Consider the following 18538-nt stretch of genomic DNA (forward strand, 5'->3'; position numbering starts at 1 on the left):
CCATATCGATGCCGGAGGCTGTAGTGTTCCTCAGTCGCGCGACTGGCGGCGCAATCTACCTTTAGTTTGCAGGTGCGACGGTAGTTCCGTCATCCCACTTGTTGTTGCTCCAGGCATTGCCGGGCGCATTGGTATCGAACGAGGTGATCGGGCCGTATGAGCCGCATTTACCGTTCGATCCGCGTTCCCAGACGTTGTTGGTGAACCGGATGTCCCGGGTTCCGTTGGAGTACGGCTTCCCCGGCGTCGATCCACCGTAGGTGCAGTAGCCGCCGGATCCAGCGGCGAACAGGTTGCCGTCGACGATGTTGTTCTGCACGACGGCGAAGTCACCGTAGCCGGTGAGCGCTGCTGAACAGCCGGCGTCGGGAGCCACATCGGGAGCGTCACAGGCGATGGTGTTGCCACGGATCACCGATCCGGATCCCATCCGAACACCCGATTCGTGGAAGACCCCGGTGCTGTCGCGGAACTGGCCATGTACGTACGAAGCGGCGAGGGTGCAGTCGCGGTAGCAGTTCACGGATCGGTTGCCGCCGGTGATGTGGACACGGGTCGCCGTGAAGTTGACATCGCCGATACCGGTTCCGGCCTTGTTCCCCACGTCGATCTGGCTGTCGCTGATCGCGAACGACCCGGAACCGCTGTCGTCGTTGTACACACCGCCGTTGATGACCGATCGGGTGATCTGGACTCCGTTTGCAGCGATCTCAAGGGTGCCGCAGTTGACCCGCTTCGCGTCGATGACCGTGCCGGGCGTTGTGATTCGGCAGGGCCCGGTGTAGTCGGTGAGAGCGGTGCCGCTGGGCACACCGGTGTTGGCAGCCGACGGGAATCCCGCGGCGGGAGGTGTTGTCGGCGGACTGGTCGGCGTCGGCGCTACCGGCGGCGCGGTGGGCGTCGGCGCTACTGGCGGCGCGGTGGGCGTCGACGTTACCGGAGGCGCGGTGGGCGCCGGCGCGGCCGGCAGTTCAGTGGGCGCCGGCGCGGCCGGCGGTTCAGTCGGCGTTGGCGCCGGTGCTGTCGCCGTGAACACTACATCCACCCAGTACATGCTGTTCTTGTAGGTCTCGGTCGGGAATCGGGTCGTCGAGCCGTACTTGAAGACGCCGGCTCCAGACGCGGTTGCCAGGTCGGACGAGTGCGACTTGTCTGTGAAGTTCTGGGTCGCCGCATACCGCCCCTTCGAGGCGTAGTACGAGACGACGTACGTCGTGCCCTCCGCCAGGTCGACCTTCTGGTCAAAGTCGGCTTCCTGCCAGCCCGAACCGGATTCGTCCGAGAACGTCGCGCCGGCGATCTTCGTGCCGCTTGCGCTCCACAGGGTCCCGGTGTGGGATCCGGGAGCGTTCTCACCCTTCCAGAAGCGCATTCCGGTGGCTTCGCCGTCTGAGCGCGCGGTGAACCGCGTACCGACTTCCACCCCGTTGGAGTCCTTGTGCTGGATGAGGCCAGTCGGGGTCGACGTCCCGAGGATGGTGCTGGCGGTTGCGGCGGAAGCGGGGCTCAGCGCCCATGGACCCGCCGTGGCAAGCAGGGCAAGCAATATCGCGAGGGCTACTGCGATACGGCTTCGCTGTGAGGAATTGCTGATCGTGGTGGCGAAATGGCTCGCCGAACTTCCATGGTGGTGCATGAGCGTCCTAATCTGTCTTCGAACACGAAGAGCCGCCGGGCGAGGATTAAGACCGGCGGACTGACCTTAATTGGATTCGTGTCAACCCCCGTCTGGGGGACGCGGAACCCATTAGACCTGACGAAAACTCATGCGTCAAATTGCTTTCGGACCCGGCCGTCGAATCAGCACGGTCAAACGAGGGCCGAAAGTTCCTACGCCGAGGTGTGCTTCCGGGTACTGATGACACTGGACGGCGCCCTCAACCGCGAGCACGGATCCCCCGGTCGGAGGCACCTTCCGTGGCGACAGGCTGGACCGCGCGGCTGCCGTGGTTCAATCAGCGGCGACGACCCGAGCGCCGTCTGCCCACTGGTACTTTTCCACACATTCCAATATATATTCCCGAGGGTCACCGCGCCGTCGTGACGTGCGCCCCGCTGGCCACGATGACGTTCGTCAGGAACGCCACCGAGCTGGGTCGCGGCTGGACCCGGCCTTCGATCACGTCATCGATCCAGTCGGCCCGGACCAAGGCGCCCAGCTCCCCCGCCGAGAGGAGTTCCGGATGCTGACGCCAGTATTCGACGACCTTCCCGGCGAGCACGAATCCCCCGGCCGGAGGCCTATTGCCATGCTGGACGCGTTGGACCACCTTCCGGGCCAACCGTGCGCCGGTACTCATCGCACCGATCGCCGATCGCCACGGGCTCGGGTATGCGGCCCTGATCGGGGCAGCCCGTCCTTCCAGGGGCAACCTGCCCAGTTCGGGGTCGAGCTCCATCTGCAGCCGCGCGAGGAACCGTGAATGCGCCTTGTCCTCCGGCGCCAATCGCGTGGCGATGCTGAGGAACTCCGCGCCGAGCATGGGGTTGATGACCACCCGCTGAGATCCGACTGCAGTGTCGGTGACCCCAGCCCATCTCTGCATCCGGTGGCGCAGATAGAGCTCATCGGTGGCACGGAACCACTCGTCGCCTGCCGCCGACAGGACTGAGGCCACCTCTGTGTCAGCAGTCCGGCGGGCCCATGCGGAGAACTCCGGGTCGAGCAGGCCCGGTTCGACGGCTTCGTTCACGAACATCCGCCATCCGGCCAGCTGGTGGGCGTCCTTGGGCGTGAACGTCCGACCCCGTACGGTGCCGACATAATAGAACCCACGAGCGACCTCCCCGCCGAGCCCGGAGATCCGCACACCCTGATCAAAACTACCTTCTGCGACGGTGAGGGCAGCGAGGGCGACGGGGTCCGACATCCCGTCCAGCCGCATCGCGGCCTCAAGCGTGAGGGACCACGCTTCTGCGGCGGACAAGCCGTCGAGCGCCCGAAGGCCGTGTACTGCGTGCCGCATGCCGTAACGCTCCGCCAATGCCGTGGCGACGGTGACGTCCCCATTGCCAGGCACCCCCAGGGTCATCGCCTGGAGCCCACGCCGTCTGGCCACCGGGATGGCGCTGAGCAGCAGTCGAGAGTCCTGTCCGCCGGTGAGTTGCAGCACCGCGTCGGGGTGATCGTCCAGGAGCGCCTGCACCGACGCGCGCAGCAGCACGGCCGCGATGGACACGGCCTCCTCCAGCCCCAGGCCGGCCTCGTTCGGCCGTTCCGTCGCGGTCGTGTGCACACCGTCGGCGCCGAGGCGGGCAACCGCGCCGGGGGCGAGCTTGTCGACGCCGCGCAGCAGCGTGCGCTGGCCTAGTTGCCAGCCGAGCAGCGACTGGACGGCGACAGCCGTGTGGTCGAGTTCAGCGCCGCGGACCCACCCCGCGAAGAGGGCGGAGGTGGACAGCACCGGCGCGCCGACGGCATCCGGAGTGCTGTGGTACAGCTGCCGGAACCCCATCGAGTCGGCGACCATGGTCACTCCCCGTTCGTCGCCTCGGACGGCGGCAAACGGCGGGAGCAGTCGCGTCAGCCCTCCCGGATTCTGCCGCATACCTTCGGCGATCTCTTCGGATGTCACCGAGCCACGCTCTGTCCTCAGGACGCGGGAGAGGGCAAAGGTCCCATTCGCTGAGCAGACGGCGTCAAGACCCCATGACGACAGCCTGGCCGGACCGGTCCCGCACGTCGTCACTCCCGCGTGTCGCCCGAGGATTCCGTCGAGCACGCGGTCGTGACGGTCGACCGCGATGAAGCCGGGAAGGGCGCCAAGTGGCCCCTCCAGGTCAGGCTTCAGCGAGTCCGACATCGACGGTCCCTGCGCGTGCGGCCATCGTCCCGGGACTCCCGGCACCGCACTCCCCCTGGGCGACGGCACCGCCTGCGGTGGTATCGAAATGATCTTCGAGCGTTGTGGCAGGTGTCATCGGGTGCTCCGTTCGGCGGGGGCACTGCGCTCCATCAGGTACCGGTCGAATTCCTCGGCGTCATCGAGATCGACATAACGCCTGCCCTGGGGATCGGCGTCAGCGGCAGCCTCGTCCTCTGCGGCCGGGGGCTCCGCCGGCCGAGCGGACCCGGCCAGGTCGTCATACACGGACAGGTAAGCCTGAGCCTGGGGACGCCAGTCCATCAGCGTGGCTACTCGCGACCTGGCCTTCCGGCCCAGCTCCGCCCGCAGCGGGGGGTCGTCGATCAACCTCTCGACGGCGTCCGCGAAGGCCGAGATGTCGCCCGAAGGGACGTAAAGCAGCGTGTCTCCTCCCGAGACGCGGGTTTCGACCAGGTCGAAGGACACCGCCGGCAGCGCGTAGGCCATGTACTCCATGGTCTTGTTCATCGTTGAGAGGTCATTGAGCGGCGTCTTTAGATCCGGGCACAGACCGATGTCAGCCCGACTGAGGTGCTCGGCGATGGCGACCTTGTCCACCCGGCCGGTGAAGGTCACGTGGTCCTCGAGCCCCAGAGCCCGGGCTTGCGCTGTGAGAGCGGTGAAACAGTCGCCGAAGCCAAGGAGCGTGGCGGTCACGTTGGCACGCCCCCGACGATGCACCAGTTCGTCCACGACGAGCAGAACCTGGTCGACCCCGTCCTGGGGTCCCATGATCCCGAGATACACCAGGTTGATCTCGTCGGCACCACAGGGTCGTTCCGGATAGATCGGGCGCATCCGTGCGGTGTCAGGTCCGCTGCGCACCACCGTCACCTCGGCCGGGCTGCGCATTCCGCGTCGGACGGCGATCGCTTTGTAGGATTCGTTGGTCGAGATGACCCGGTGCGCCGCCCGAAAGGTGGCGCGTTCCAGCCCGAGAAGTCCGCGGTATTCAAGCCATTTCAGCCCGCTGCGGGGTGCGCCGAACCGGGAGATGAACAGCTCGGGGTTCAGATCATGGTGGTCGAAGACGAACTTCACGCCGAACGGACGCCACAAGAGCGCCAACAACCAGTAGGTGTCCGGCGGGTTGCACGCCTGCATGATGTCGAACGGGCGAACACCACGTACCACCAGGGACAGCAACGCGGTGCGCAGCCAGCTGTAGGTGAACTCCCACACGAACCCCAGGGCACCCTTCGCCTCAGGTGCCGGCCGGTACTTGTAGATGTCCACCCCGTCGAGGTGTTGACGCGAGGGATCGCCTGGCCCCTTCGGGCAGATCACGCTGACTCTGTAGCCTCTCCGGATCAGGGCCTGGCACTCCAGCCACACCCGCCGGTCGAGCGGCACCGGGAGGTTCTCCACGACAATGAGCACATGCATAGACGTCGTCCTGCGGTTCATGAGCGTTCCTTCGGTGTTGAGGGAATTCGGACGCGGGTCGCACGCCGGAATCGGGGCAGGTAGCCGGCCAGGTCGTCTAGGACCTGCCGTGCGAAGAGACGCACCATCGCGAGATGCACGACGAGAACCGTGAGGCCGATGAGCGCTATCCTCACGAGCGGAGGCAGGCCTGTCGAGACCAGGAGTACCGCCCACCCGGCGCCACCCGCGGTGAGCGCCGCAGCCGTGAGGAAGCCGAACGGACCGGCCATTGTCTTCGGGGATGCCTGCAGCACCTTCGACACCAGAAACCATCGGCTCACAGTCGCGAGGAACGCGACCAGCAGGAAGCCGCATGCGACGGCCTGGAGGCCCCATTGCGCGGTGATCGCGGTCGCGGCGACGGTGCACACGTCGATGATGAGTGCGTAGACAAACCACTGACCGGGCTTGCCCAGTCCGTAGAACAGGCCGTGGTCAAGGGTCGCCCCGACCACCATAAGGCCGGCGATGGCGAGAATCTGGGCGACACTGGCGCTCTGCTCCCAGCCGGCACCGAAGACGACGGGAATGATGAGGGGCGCGGCCACAGCCAGCAGGGTGAGGATCGGCGACATGGCCGCATAGGTCATCCGGAGTGCGCGAACGTAGGCACCCCGGAGACGGTCGGAGGAATCCCGGATTCGAGCGAATGCGACGGTGGAGACCGGCACGAGGGCGGCGCCGGTGAGGTCCTGCACAATCAGCACCAGCCGCTGGGCGATGTTCAAATAGCCCAGAGCCCCCAGGCCGAGCGTGCTCGAGATGATCGCGGCCTCGGCCCACGCCCTGCCCATTGCGACGAACTCGACGGCGAGTACCTTGCTGCCGAAGCGCGCCATGGTGAGGAACTCGCCGACCGAAAAGGCAAACGATGGTCGCCACTTGGCAACGAACCAGGCAAGCACGGCGACCAGCAACAACGAGGTCAATGTCTGTCCGACCAGGGCCCACACGCCGAAACCCGTGAGCGTCATGGTGATCGCCACCACTTGCGCGATGATGGCCGCGACGCTCCCTTGCGCGGCGATGGCCCGGAACCGCATCTCCCGCCGCAGCAACGCCATGGGCACGGAGGCCCCGGCGGTGAACAGCACGGCGAGAGAGAGCACCTGCATGACGGGGACGATCTGTTCGGAACGGAAAATCATTCCGACGAGCGGGGCGCTGAGGACCAAGGCGCCAGTCAACAGGAGTCCGGCGAGCACCGCGAACCAGAATCCTGTGCTGAGCATCCGCTGGTCGGGCTTGTCGGCCTGCACTATGTACGCTGCGAAGCCGAGATCGGCGAGCAGGTAGAAGAACGGAAGCACCGTTGAGGCGGCAGCCACCGTGCCGAACTCCTCCGGGCTCAGGAATCGGGTGAGGACGGCGATCGTCACAAATCCCGTGACGCGGATCGCCCACTTTTGGACGGTCAGCCACAGCACCCCGGAGGCAGCCTGTCGTCCGATAGACACGGGAGCCTGCGTGCTCACCGGCGGCTGTCGCTCGGTCATAGCGCGCCGATCTCGTGCACCGGTCGCGCGGCGACGTACACCTCGTGTTCAATGATCCGAACGATGTCCGTTTGCGCCCTGGTCCAGCCGTCGCTCACTACCGACTCGGAGGCACGACGGGCGCCGTCGACGACGGGGGCGCGCATAACCGTCTCGCTGAGTGCCGCCGCAAGCGCGTGGGGCGTCGCGGCCGCCCACACCGCGTGGTCGTTCTGCAACACGATCCGCGAGTGCGGTGAGTCGTTCATGACGGGGATCGTGCCCGCCGCGAGCATCTCTTCCGGTACGAGCGAGATATTCGTGAACGACAGCACCAGCCCGGCGATGCAGGTGTTGTAGAGCTCGTTGAGCTCAACGGGACTCAGCCGGCCGTGCTGCGTCGCCGGAAACGGGAGTCCCTCGACCATCGCACCGTACAAGTGGATTTCGATCTCCGGGTGGAGGTCGTGGAACTTCGTGAGGGCAAGGCGCGCCAACCAGTAGCCCCGGCGCGGGAAGTCAGGGCGGGCGAAGCACACCACACCGGTACGCGCGCGAACTGGGATGGGTCGGTACACCGTCGTGTCGCACCCGAATTCAGTCACGTCGGGGTCGACACCCACTTCGCTGCGCAGGAGTCCGGCGACCATCTCGCCCAGGGCGATGCATCGGAACCCGAAGCGGTAGGAGTCCTCAGCCAACGCGTAGGAGGCGCCCCGTGCATAAAAATACGGTTCGTAGTCTTGGATGAAGTAGAGCCGTTGCATTGGCGCGCCACCCCGGCGAGCCAGAACGTGGGCGCTCTCCCACGATGACGCGACGCACGCATCGACGCCGTCGATCCCGTCGGCAGCGTCGCGGACGTCGGCCTGAAGGTGGGGCCACCAGTCGCGGATCACGCGCTCATGGGCCCGAATGTCTCCTCCGTGCCGGTCGTACAGGAACAGGACACAGCGGTGCCCGGCTTCCTCCGTGGCCCTGACCATTCGGAACAGGGTCGTGTGGCCGCCCGAACCCGCGCTGGGAGGCGTCATCACCCACCCGATCGTGAGCCGCTCCCCCTGTGGTGGGCGACGTTCCGGCACTGCCAGTTCGAGTCGGGTCGAGTCTGCGACGTCATCGTCGAGCAGGGGTTCCTCCAGGCTCGCCGCACCGAGCCGGCTGTAGGCGATGCGCGCCAATCGCTGCGCAAGCGCGTACGGGCCACCGTGGCGAAGGATGCCGGCAACCCTGGCAAACCTGGACTCGATGTGCCGCACCCGCCGCCTCAGCGTTGATACCGATGCCGAATTCATGTGGTCAGCCCCCGAATCGCTTCCATCGAAACCACCAGTACCTGTTCAGCAGTCGCCGAACGATCGCCGTGCCCACGAAGATCTGGGTGCGGTGGCAGTACGCGGCGCCCAGTCGCTGCCGCCGGCGCAGCGCACGGTATGGACGCAACGATGCAGCCAGCGGGAACGTCGCTTCGGCGAACGTCACGCACTCATCGACGAGGATCGGGTCGGGGTCACCCTTTTCGTATGCCCGGCATGCCAACCACAACGGGTGGCCGGCGAGGCGCCCATACGTGGCGCCCGGGGAGATCCCGGCTCGGTCGAGTTCGTCGGCGTGGTTCGAGAAGAGGCTGTCGAACACCAGCTTGCGCTGCCGGACGTCACCCAACGAGTCCTGATAGACGCCGTCGCTCATGCTGGAACCATGCACACGGTAGCGGCCCTGCGGCGGGCCACCGACGTACCCGATGTCCGAAACGAGTGCGACGCGGAGCCACATGTCGAAGTCGCCGGCGTGGGTGAGAACGGGGTCGTACCCGCCGACCTTCATCTGGACGCTTGTGCGCAGGACTGTGCCAGGTGTCGGAACGACGTTGACGGTTTCCCGGCACCGCTTTCGCAGCCATCTGCCACCGCTGTGCATGGTCGCCGTCGCTCGTCGCGCCGGAGCGGTGAGTGCGATCGCGTTCTCGCCGAACTCCTCGATCCCGCCGTACACCATGCCGATGGTGGGATGCCGTGCCATCAAGCGCACCGACCGCTCCAGCGACCCCGGCGGCAGTTCATCGTCGGCCGACAACAACGTAACGTAGTCCCCGGACGCCCACTCCAACAGTCCTTCATTGTAGGTTTTGATGTGACCCTGGTTCACCGCGTGAATGATGACCTCGACCTCCGGGTGCTCTGCGACGAGCGCCTGGGCAACGGCCGCTGAATCGTCGGTAGAGGCGTCGTCGATGATCAGCACCCGTGTCCGCACACCGCGCTGAGTCACGACACTACGCACGCACGCTGTCAGGAATCGCCCGTAGTTGTAACACGGGATCACGACTGACACGATCGGCAACCCGTCCCCCTCGGAGAGAGACTGGTGCTCCACCCGGTGATCCGATCGGGGCGCGCTGTTCATGAACACCGCCCGCCGGTGACGGCGATCCGCAACGTGTCTGTCACAGTGAACCCCTATGGATTGGTTGGTTGGTGGCAGTCATCACGGCCACCCGAAAGATGAGGGCCGCTCACTGGCACACAATGCCACCGAGCCGGGCATTTCGCGTTCCCCCAACCGGGGGCCTCTGCGACCGTTCGGCGGGGGCGGTTCATCGCTTGCGGCTGAAGATCACATCGACCAGGTAGCTGTCCTTGGACGCCTGATCGGGAGACCCATAGCCGTAGACACCGGCCGACGTCGGCGACGACAGGAAACCATTCACCAGCGGGAGCGCCAGACCGTCGGGCACCCGCGCATATCGTCCGCCCGAGCCGGTGACTGTGACGCGATACTCCGCACCGGCGGTGAGATCGATGGGCGGGCTCAGCGCCCCCGTCCGCCAGCCGTTCTTCGGTTCGCCCGAGAATGCCACCGTTGCGATCAGCGTTCCGTCGGGGCCCCACAGATACCCGGTGTGAGAGTCCGTATTATCGGCGCCCACGAAGACCCGGATGCCGGACACAGCGCCGTCAACGGAGCTGCTGAAACGCGCGCCGACCTGCACAGCCGGATCGTCGATAGTGCGGCTGAGGTTATCGGGCAGGAACGTGGCCGAGTCCTCGACGGCGGGCACCTTGGCCGTGGTGAATCGCCAGTCGGCAATGCTCTCGCCGCCTGCCGTCACCGTGGCCGTGTAGCTCGTCGCCCACTCGAGGGGCTCCGCCGGCGTGAAGTCGACGACGCCCGTGTCCGGCTCGTACCGCGACTCACCAGCGATGTCGCCGGTCGGTCCGGTCACGCCGATCGACGCCGTCTTCGCACCGGAAATCGTCGCGGCCACAACGATCGTGGGACTGATGCCGTCAGCGTCAGCGGCGGGGGCCTGTGAGCCCGCGCTCGGCGAAGCGGGTGCCGGCTCTGACTTCGGTGACAAGCTGGGTTCGGGGGAGGGCGTCGGCGTCTCCGTGGGTGTGGGCGTGGGAGTCGACGTCTCCGTAGGCGTGGGAGTCGGCGTGGGCGTCGAGCTCTCCGTGGGCGTGGGAGTCGGCGTGGGCGTCGAGCTCTCCGTTGGCGTGGGAGTCGAGTCGGGTGTCGGCGTCGGGATCATGCGCGCGGCGGGCGGTGGCGTGCTGCCCGTCACGAAGACCACATCAACCAGGTAGCTGGTCGCGTTGTAACTCGAGGCGGGCATCGTCGCTCCCGCTCCGTAGCGGTAGCGCCCGTTGGTGACAGTGTCCGCAGTGATCGGGCCGTTTGTCCTCTGAGTGGTGAAGTAGTTTGCGGTGGCGGAGTACCGGCCAACGGGGGCGTAGTACGACACGACATAGCGTTCGCCGGGAGTGAGGGCCACGGGGGCCGTGAGGGATGCTGTCTGCCAGCCGCTGGCGGACTCACCGGTGAACGTCACGGTCGCCAGCCTGGTGCCGGTCGCCGACCACAGTGAGCCCGTGTGGGTGCCAGTGTTTCCGCTGCCCTTGTAGAAGCGAATTCCGGTCACGGAACCCGGTTGGGAGACGGTGAACGCGGTGCCCAGCTCGATGCCCGTTGTGCCGTCGTTGACCGAATCGATCGTGGGCGTTGTGGTGCCGAGCAGGGTGAACTCGCCGCTGGGCGCCGGCGCGGCGGCGGTTGTGAACGACCACGTTCCGCCGGTCGGCACGGCCCCCGCCACCCCGACAGTCGCGGTGTACTTCGTGCCCCAGTCGAGCACGGCGGCCGGCGTGAACGTGACGGTGCGAGACACCGCGTCGAAGGCCGATGTACCCGCGACATCACCCGCGGGCCCGCTGAGCGCGAGGGTGGGGTTCTGGGAGAGGGTGCCTGCCGAGAGCACGGCCGAAACCGCACCGGCCGGACTGACCCCGGTCGCGTTCGCAGCGGGCGCTGTGGACGTGACCGTCACCGGGGTAGGGGCCGGCGGCGTTGTGGCTGTGGTTCGGAACTGCACGTCGACGAAGTAGTTCGTCGACCGCCAGCTTTCCGTGGGGAAGCCGCCGGCCGCTCCGTATCGGAACAGCCCGTTCGCCCCGGTGCCGGCGGTCAGCGGGCCCTGACTGCGAAGCAGCGTGAAGTAGTCGGGAGTGTGCGAATAGCGTCCGTTGGGCGCCAGGTAGGAAACGACATAGCGCTCCCCCGGCGTCAGGGTGTAGGGCGCCGCGAGGGTGGCCGTCTGCCATCCACTGGCGGTTTCACCGGTGAACGTCACGGTCGCAAGCCTCGCGCCCGTGGCGGACCAGAGGCTACCCGTGTGCGTACCCGTGTTGCCCGTTCCCTTGTAGAACCGGATCGCGGTGACTTGCCCCGGCTGCGAGACGGCGAAGGACATGCCCAGCTCGACGGCAGAGTTGTCTGCGGTGGACGGAACCGTGGGGGTCTCCGCTCCCAGCAGTGAGAAGGTTCCCTCGACGGGAGCACTCGCAGCCGTGGTGAACGACCAGCTGCCGCCCGCGGGAACGGTTCCGGATATCGACACGGTCGCCGAGTATGCGGTCGACCAGGCCAGGGTGGCGGCCGGCGTGAAGGTGATCGTGCGCGTGGCGGGAGCATAGGCCGACGTGCCGGCCACAGTCCCAGCCGACGTGGTCAGTCCGAGTTGCGGGATCGTACCGGTGGGCACGTCAGCGGAGAGCACCGCCGTGACCAGGCTCGACGGTGGTACCGCGGTCTGGTTCGCCGCCGGGCTGACCAGGGAGACGGATACCGGCTGCGGCGGGATCACACCGTCGGTCACGAAGACGACATCAACGAAGTAGTTCGTGGTCGACGTCGAGGTCGGCGATCCGGTCCCGTAGGTGTACCGACCGGCAGTCGCAGCCACCGAGAGGGGGCCGTTCGTGAACCCGGCGTTGAAGGCACCGACCGTCGCCGAGTATTTGCCGGTGGTGGACTGATAGGAAGCCGTGTAGCTCACTCCGGCTTGGACGGGAACGGGCTGGGCGAAGTACACGGTCTGCCACCCGGATGCGGATTCCGCCAGGAATGTCGCGGAGGCCAGCGCTTGACCGGTGCTGCTCCAGAGCGTGCCGACGTGCGTTCCGGTGTTACCGGGTCCCTTGTAGAACTTGACTCCGGCGATGGCGCCGGTCGCGCGCGCCGTGAACTGCACACCGAGGGTGACCGGGCTGTCGTTCACCTGTGCGATGACGGGTGTCACGGTCGGCCCGAACAGCGAGCACGGGCACGCCGCATCGCTGGCTGCCGTCGTGAAAGCCCACGTCGACCCGGAAACGATGGCGGATCCATTCGTTCCGGTGGCCGCCAGGGTCACACGGTATGAGGTGTTCGGCGCAAGCGCGGCCGCCGGCGTGAACAGCGCCGTGCGGGAGCTCTGGTCGTAGCTCGTCGTGCCCGCGACGGCCGAACCGGCCGCGGTTCGCACGGAAAAGGCGACCGACGATGACGTCACGTCGTTCGACAGGCGCGCGCTGATCGTCGTGCCCGTCGGGACCGACGTCGCGTCGGGAGACGGCCACTGTGCGGTCGCGGTGAGCGGTGTGGTGTTGACCGTGTTGAACACGACGTCGACGAAGTAGTTGGAGCCCTGATAGGTCTGGGTGGGGAACGCCCCCGGAGCGCCGAAGACGCCAGGATCGGGTTCACCGAAGCCGCTCGGCACCGCGACCGGCGAGCTCTTTCTCGCCGAGTACGGCCAGTAGTACGGTGCAACCGAGTAGTGCCCCTGCGGGACCGTGTACGACACGACATAGTTCTGCCCGGCTGTCACGGCGACCGGCGTATCGAAGCTCGCGGACTGCCATCCTGTCGTGGTCTCCGCGGAGAAGGTCACCGACGCGAGCTTCGTGCCGGCGCTGTTCCAGAGTGAGCCGCTATGCGTGCCCGTGTTCGCCGCGCTCTTGAAGAAGCGCACGCCCGAGACGAACCCGTTCGATTCGGGCCGGAATCGCATGCCGGCCTCGATGGCTGACCCGTCGGCGGAGTCCTGGATGGCCGGTACTACTTGGCCGAACACTCCAGTCGGGCCGGTCACGACCAGGCTGACGGAGGCAGGCGTCGAAGGGTAGTTCGCACTGTCATCGATCGCACGGGCACGGATACCGGCCGAACCCAGGCCGGTCTGATAATAGGTGTACGACCACGACGTCGTTCCGGTTGCCAACCGCCAGGTCGCGCCGCCGTCAACCGAGACTTCGACGCCCGCCACGACACCGCCGACGTCCGACGCCGTTCCGGTGACCGTGACCGCCGCACCCGCGGCTATGGTCGAATTCGTGACCGGCGACGTCACCGTGGCGACCGGAGGGGTGCTGTCGGTGCTCTTCTGCGCCGCAGCGACTCCGGACATGAGCGTCGCCGGCTGCGCCCCCATGTCCGCGAGGAGATTCACCTGCGCCTGCTGCATAGCGGCGTTGGCCGGGGCTCCCTCGCCGTCGTGGGTCGCGTCCAGACCCCAGGCCCACTGCACACTTCCTGCCGAGAAGACCAGCGCTCCGCTTGGCGCCCTGTACAGGGTTGTATTGTGCCTGGTGGTGCCGGGAACGATCGTGTTCCCGTAGTCCGCGAGGTACTCTTGGGTCGGACCGACCGTTGTCGAGAGGTGGATGAGCCCCGCCGGCCGGTAACCGTTGTCAATGTCCTCATCAGACTCGTAACCCACGGTGTGCGGCGCCAACTCGGTCGAGGTGCCGGCCGCCAGGTTGGTCAGCGCGGTGTTCTTCCAGGTTCTGAGCTTCCCTTCCTGCGCGGAGACCGTGACCGGAAGGTCAGCGCGATTAGCCTGGAACATGGTGCCGGTCAGAGCGTTTTCGGGCAGACCCCCGCCTGCTTGTTGCGACGCGAACCGGGGATCCCGCCACGTCCCGGTCCACTGGCTCGACGGGTCGATCTTGGCATTGCCCCAGGTCTCTTTGTACGAGACCAGGGTGCGGTAGTTGGTTGAGGTACCGCTTGCCGTCGACGGCTCATACCGGGTGCGCCAATACCCCGTGTTGCCGGTCAGGAACTGAATGTTCACCCCGGCGTCGCGCGCGGCGAAGAGATTCGCCCGCTGGGCGCCGGACCAGTACTCGTCGTGTCCGACGGAAAGCATCACCCGATGGTTGGTCAGGAGCGAGCCGAACCTGTCGGTGTCGACCCCGCTGAAGTAGCTGACGTCATACCCGTTGCGTTCCATGAAACGCACCTGGGCATATTCGCTACTGAAATAGAAGTCGCGTCTTGTCGTGCTCTCCCTGGTGATGATCGGGCGGTTATAGCTGATCTTGTAGGCCCGCCCGTTGGCGGCGCCCTGGTAGAAGTCCGAGCCACCGTACGAGTTGTACGCCTGCCAGGTGGGATCAGAGGTTTGGAACAGGACGTCAGAGCGGGAACTCTGGTCACGCACAATGAAGATGATATGGCTCTGGGCACCAGTGTCCGGCCGGTCCAGCAGTGCGACGTAGACGCCGGAGACGGCGTCATCCGGAACCAGCCAACTGGCGGATACGCCCCAGTTGCCGCAATCATAGAGTTCGGTGCTCAGGTCGGACAGGCACTGGGGCTGCCTCTGCGGCAGGGCCGCTGACGGGGTGACGGAGGCCACCTTGCGGGCTCCGAGGCCCTGATACCAGCCGGTGCGGTAGATATCGATCGTGTAAGCGGCGGCGTTCGTGTCGATCTTGAAGCCGATCGTGGCCCCGTTCTCGACCGAGATGTCGGTGCCGAAACCCTGAATGCTCGGGTTGCCGGCGCCACTGATGTTCCAGACTGCCGGGTCGGTGCCCGGCTTCGCGTTCTCGCAGGCAACGGGGTTCGCCGCTGCGCGGCATCCGCTCGCAGCGTTCGCCGCTTGCGGCGACGCGGTGAGGCCGGTGACGGCCAGGGCTGCGGTGAGTGCCACCGCAACCGCGAGCCGGCTTCGGCGCCACGCGAAGGGACCCTGGGGAGCGGTGATCGGTAGTGACGCCATCGGTATTCCTGCCGCTCATGTCGGGTCATGGGGAGGAGGTCGTACGGCTCGGGGAAAGAGATCGCACGGCTCGCAACTCGGATAGTCAGAACATATGAGGATTGTTCAGATCGAGCCAGCCCCCGTGCACCCCCCGATCGAGTGCCATTTCTCCGGCTGGTGAAGCATCGGTCTCGGGTGGCCCCCGAAGGGGCCACAGCGGGCGGGTACGAATGCGGATACGGTCGGCAAGCTGAAACTGATCCGAGAAGGGGACGCTGCCGTTGACCGATCGTGAGATTGACTTAGCGCCCCGCCGCGGGCGGCAGGCTGTGGTGGACGTCGCTGCCGTCGTCGTCACCTATAACAGCACCCGCCACGTCGGCGCCCTCCTCGATAGCCTGCCGGCCGCGTTCGGCGCCCTGACCTATTCGGTTGTGGTCGTCGACAACGGTTCGACCGACGGCACACCGGACCTGCTGGCTCGTCGACCCGACTGCGAGGTCGTGCGGGCCTCGAACGATGGCTACGCGGCCGGGATCAATCGGGCGGTGCTCGCCTCGCCCGACGCGTCGACGGTCCTCATCCTCAATCCCGACGCCACGCTTGACCCTGATGCAGTGCCACGACTGCTCGAGGTGCTTCGACGGCGCCCCGAAACCGGCATCGTCGCGCCGCGTGTACGCGAAGAAGACGGCAGCCTTTCCCCCACTTTGCGACGTGGACCCACGCTCGGCCGGGTCGGCGGACTGAGCTTCACGCGCCTGGCGGTGTTCGCCGAACGCATCGAGATCCCGGCCGTCTACGAGACCGAGCACGAGGTCGACTGGGCCGTCGGCGCGATTCTGCTGGTCGACCGGCGGTGTTTCGATGCGCTTGACGGCCTGGACGAGTCCTATTTCCTCTACTCGGAGGAAACCGATTTCAGTCTTCGGGCCCGGGACGCAGGATGGGCGACGGTCTACACCCCGCGGGCCGGTGCGATGCATGTCGGTGGGGGTTCGGGCGAAAGCGCGGCGACGCACACCATGCAGATGCTGAACCGGGTGCGCCTGTATCGCCGCCGCACCGGCGACCTGCGGGCGTGGATCTATCTCGGCCTGACTGTCGTGGTCGAAACCCGGCGGGCGCTCCTGGGACAACGCGCGTCCTGGACGACGGTGCATGCGCTGCTACGGCCCCCGCTGCGACCCCCGCAGCTTCGCGCCAACTCCACATTCCTGCCCTCGTAGTGGGTTCCGCCATGACTCGGGAGAGAGCTGATGTACGCCCCATAACGGACGACGATGTCCAGGCAGTCGCCGGGTTCCTGCACGATCGGCTGAACCAGCGGGTCAGCCGGGCATCGTGGGTCAAGCTGCTTGCGCCGCCGTGGAGTGTCACGGCGCCCAACCACGGTTTTCAGCTGCTCGCCGGCGGCAGTGTCGTCGGCGCGTATGCAGCGGTGTACTCCGAACGTGACGTCGACGGGGAACAGCGGAGGTTCTGCAACCTCGCGGCGTTCTGCGTACTCGAGGATTACCGAGCAGATAGCATTCGCCTCATCCGCGCGATCCTGGCGCAACGCGGCTACGAGTTCACCGACTTCTCGCCGAGCGGAAACGTTGTCGCCCTCAACAGGAGGCTCGGTTTCGCCGCATTGGACACCGCAACCCGGTTGGTGCCGAACCTGCCCCACCCGCCCCACCGCGGCGTCACGGTTTCGGACGACCCCCGTCTCGTCGCCGGCGTCCTCACCGGCCAGGATGCCCGGGTGTACCAGGATCACCGGAACGCGTCGGCCGCCCGACACATCGTCGTGACCGCCCGAGGCGAGTATGCCTATCTCGTCGTGCGCAAGGACCGCCGCAAACGACTTCCGGTCTTCGCCTCCCCGTTGTACGTCGGTGGGAGCAGAGAACTGCTCCGATCGGCGTGGCCACAGGTCGGCTCGCACCTGCTTCGGCGGCACGGCGCACTCGCGACGCTCGGCGAGCGACGTGTGCTTGGTTTCGTCCCGGCCTTCGGCATCGATCTGGGCAGCCCCCGAGCCAAAATGTTCCGAAGCACGTCCGTGCCGGCCGGTGCTGTCGACTACCTCTACAGCGAGCTGGCCCTGCTGGAATGGTAGCCGGCACCTCAGTTCGCCGGGTCGACGGCTGCACCGTCCTCCCAGCGGTTGTTGCTCCACACATTGCCGGGCGCGTCGGAGTCGAACGACGTGATCGGCCCCCACTCGCCGCACTTGCTTGTTGTGCCGCGCTGCCAGACATTGTTGGTGAACCGGATGTCCCGGGTTCCGGCCGAATTCGGTTTCCCCGTCGTTGACCCTCCATAGGTGCAGTAGCCGCCTGACCCGGCGACGAACAGATTGCCGTCGATGATGTTGTTCTGGATGACCGCGAAGTCACCATAGCCGGTGAGTGCTCCGGAGCAGCCACCGTCCGGCGGCACGTCGAGAGCATCGCACGCGATGGTGTTGCCGCGGATGACGGCGTTCGAGCCCATCCGGATTCCGGACTCGTGGTAATAACCCGTGGTGTCGGTGAACTGCCCGTGCACGTAAGACCCCTCAACCGTGCAGTCCCGATAACACATGACCGACCGTTTGCCGCCGGTCACGTGCACCCGGGTCGCCGTGAAGCTGACGTCGCCGATTCCGGTCACGGGGTTGTCACCCGAGTTGACCTCGCTGTCGGTGATGCTGAAGGAACCGGCGCCGTCGTCGGCGCTGTAAACGAACCCGTTGATCTGCGAACGAGTGATCACGACCCCAGGTGCGTCGATCTGCAGGGGCCAGCAGTCCACCCGCTTCCGGTCGATGACGGTGTCCGGCGTCGTGATCCGGCACTGGCCGGTGTAGTCCGAGAGGGTGGTGCCTTGCGGCAGCCCTGTCGTCTCGGCTGAGGGAAAATCCTCGGGAATCGTGCCGTTCCCCTTCGCCGGCTCTGTCGAGCCGGAGAGCGGGCCCGTGGAATCCTGGGGGCCCGGCGATCCCAGCGAGTCTGCGATCCACAGGCTCGCCGTGACGGCCAGCAGGACTAGGAACAGGGTCAGCGCGACGAAGCGTCTTCGCCGGAGTGCAGGCGTGCCGGACGGACCTGCGTCCGGAGCATCGGGGGTGTGGGTCATCGTGGGTCCGTTCGTGTTCGACCTCAGTCCGCGGCGAGTTTCGCATCGACGAACCCGGTGAGGCTGCCAACGGTGTCGAAGATGTCGGCACCGAACTCATCGTCGTCGACGGTGATGTCGAAGCGATCTTCGAGGGATGCCACGAGGCTCACGACCCCGAACGAATCGAGTTCAGGCATCGACCCGAACAACGCGGTCTCCTCCCTCAGGTCTTCCGGGCGCTGCTGCAGTTCGAGGGCTTCGATCAGCACGGTGCGGACGGCGTTCAGAGTGTCGGTCATGGGTCTTCCTTCGTGGGACTCGGGTGTGTTCAGCTCGGGTGTATTCAGCTCAGATGTGTTCAGCTC

11 protein-coding genes are annotated in these 18538 nt (G+C 66.4%); 2 read left to right on the forward strand and 9 right to left on the reverse strand.

The features are described 5' to 3' along the window. Positions 1–61: 61 nt before the first annotated feature. The 7 genes from BJQ95_RS16860 to BJQ95_RS16890 form a co-directional block, all read right to left on the reverse strand. Positions 62–1636 carry a DUF4082 domain-containing protein gene (locus BJQ95_RS16860; protein ID WP_256041434.1) on the reverse strand — a complete coding sequence of 525 codons (1575 nt, stop codon included), beginning with the start codon at positions 1634–1636 and terminating at the stop codon, positions 62–64. A 391-nt stretch (positions 1637–2027) separates the two neighbouring features. Continuing rightward, on the reverse strand, positions 2028–3575 hold the full coding sequence (locus BJQ95_RS16865; RefSeq protein ID WP_130177286.1) for a hypothetical protein: 1548 nt from the start codon (positions 3573–3575) through the stop codon (positions 2028–2030). Between the two features lie 342 nt (positions 3576–3917). Then, positions 3918–5273, reverse strand: coding sequence for a glycosyltransferase family 4 protein (locus BJQ95_RS16870; protein WP_130177285.1), 1356 nt, complete (start codon positions 5271–5273; stop codon positions 3918–3920). Continuing rightward, positions 5270–6751, reverse strand: a complete 1482-nt coding sequence (locus BJQ95_RS16875; protein ID WP_205750089.1) for a lipopolysaccharide biosynthesis protein — start codon at positions 6749–6751, stop codon at positions 5270–5272. Before BJQ95_RS16875 ends, BJQ95_RS16870 begins: the two co-directional genes overlap by 4 nt. Positions 6752–6786: 35 nt before the next feature. Further along, the gene (locus BJQ95_RS16880) at positions 6787–7950 is read right to left on the reverse strand and encodes a glycosyltransferase family 1 protein (protein WP_256041435.1); all 1164 of its coding nucleotides are present in this window, start codon (positions 7948–7950) and stop codon (positions 6787–6789) included. Positions 7951–8068: 118 nt separating this feature from the next. Next, positions 8069–9175 (reverse strand): glycosyltransferase family 2 protein, encoded by a 1107-nt coding sequence (locus tag BJQ95_RS16885; RefSeq protein WP_130177282.1) that lies wholly within the window; start codon positions 9173–9175, stop codon positions 8069–8071. A 190-nt stretch (positions 9176–9365) separates the two neighbouring features. Next, positions 9366–15101, reverse strand: a complete 5736-nt coding sequence (locus tag BJQ95_RS16890; RefSeq protein WP_165384902.1) for a DUF4082 domain-containing protein — start codon at positions 15099–15101, stop codon at positions 9366–9368. A 263-nt stretch (positions 15102–15364) separates the two neighbouring features. Between BJQ95_RS16890 and BJQ95_RS16895 the strand changes: the two genes are divergently transcribed. Next, positions 15365–16312, forward strand: coding sequence for a glycosyltransferase family 2 protein (locus tag BJQ95_RS16895; protein ID WP_165384901.1), 948 nt, complete (start codon positions 15365–15367; stop codon positions 16310–16312). Positions 16313–16323: 11 nt separating this feature from the next. After that, positions 16324–17190, forward strand: coding sequence for a hypothetical protein (locus BJQ95_RS16900; protein ID WP_165384900.1), 867 nt, complete (start codon positions 16324–16326; stop codon positions 17188–17190). Positions 17191–17198: 8 nt separating this feature from the next. Here BJQ95_RS16900 and BJQ95_RS16905 read toward each other — a convergent pair whose 3' ends face one another. Together BJQ95_RS16905 and BJQ95_RS16910 are read right to left on the reverse strand one after the other, a co-directional pair. Continuing rightward, positions 17199–18191 (reverse strand): hypothetical protein, encoded by a 993-nt coding sequence (locus BJQ95_RS16905; protein ID WP_130177280.1) that lies wholly within the window; start codon positions 18189–18191, stop codon positions 17199–17201. A gap of 23 nt (positions 18192–18214) precedes the next feature. Continuing rightward, entirely contained in the window at positions 18215–18472 is a 258-nt protein-coding gene (locus tag BJQ95_RS16910; RefSeq protein ID WP_130177279.1) for an acyl carrier protein, read from the reverse strand. Positions 18473–18538 lie beyond the last annotated feature (66 nt).

This window comes from Cryobacterium sp. SO1, from assembly GCF_004210215.2.
Taxonomy (GTDB): Bacteria; Actinomycetota; Actinomycetes; order Actinomycetales; family Microbacteriaceae; genus Cryobacterium.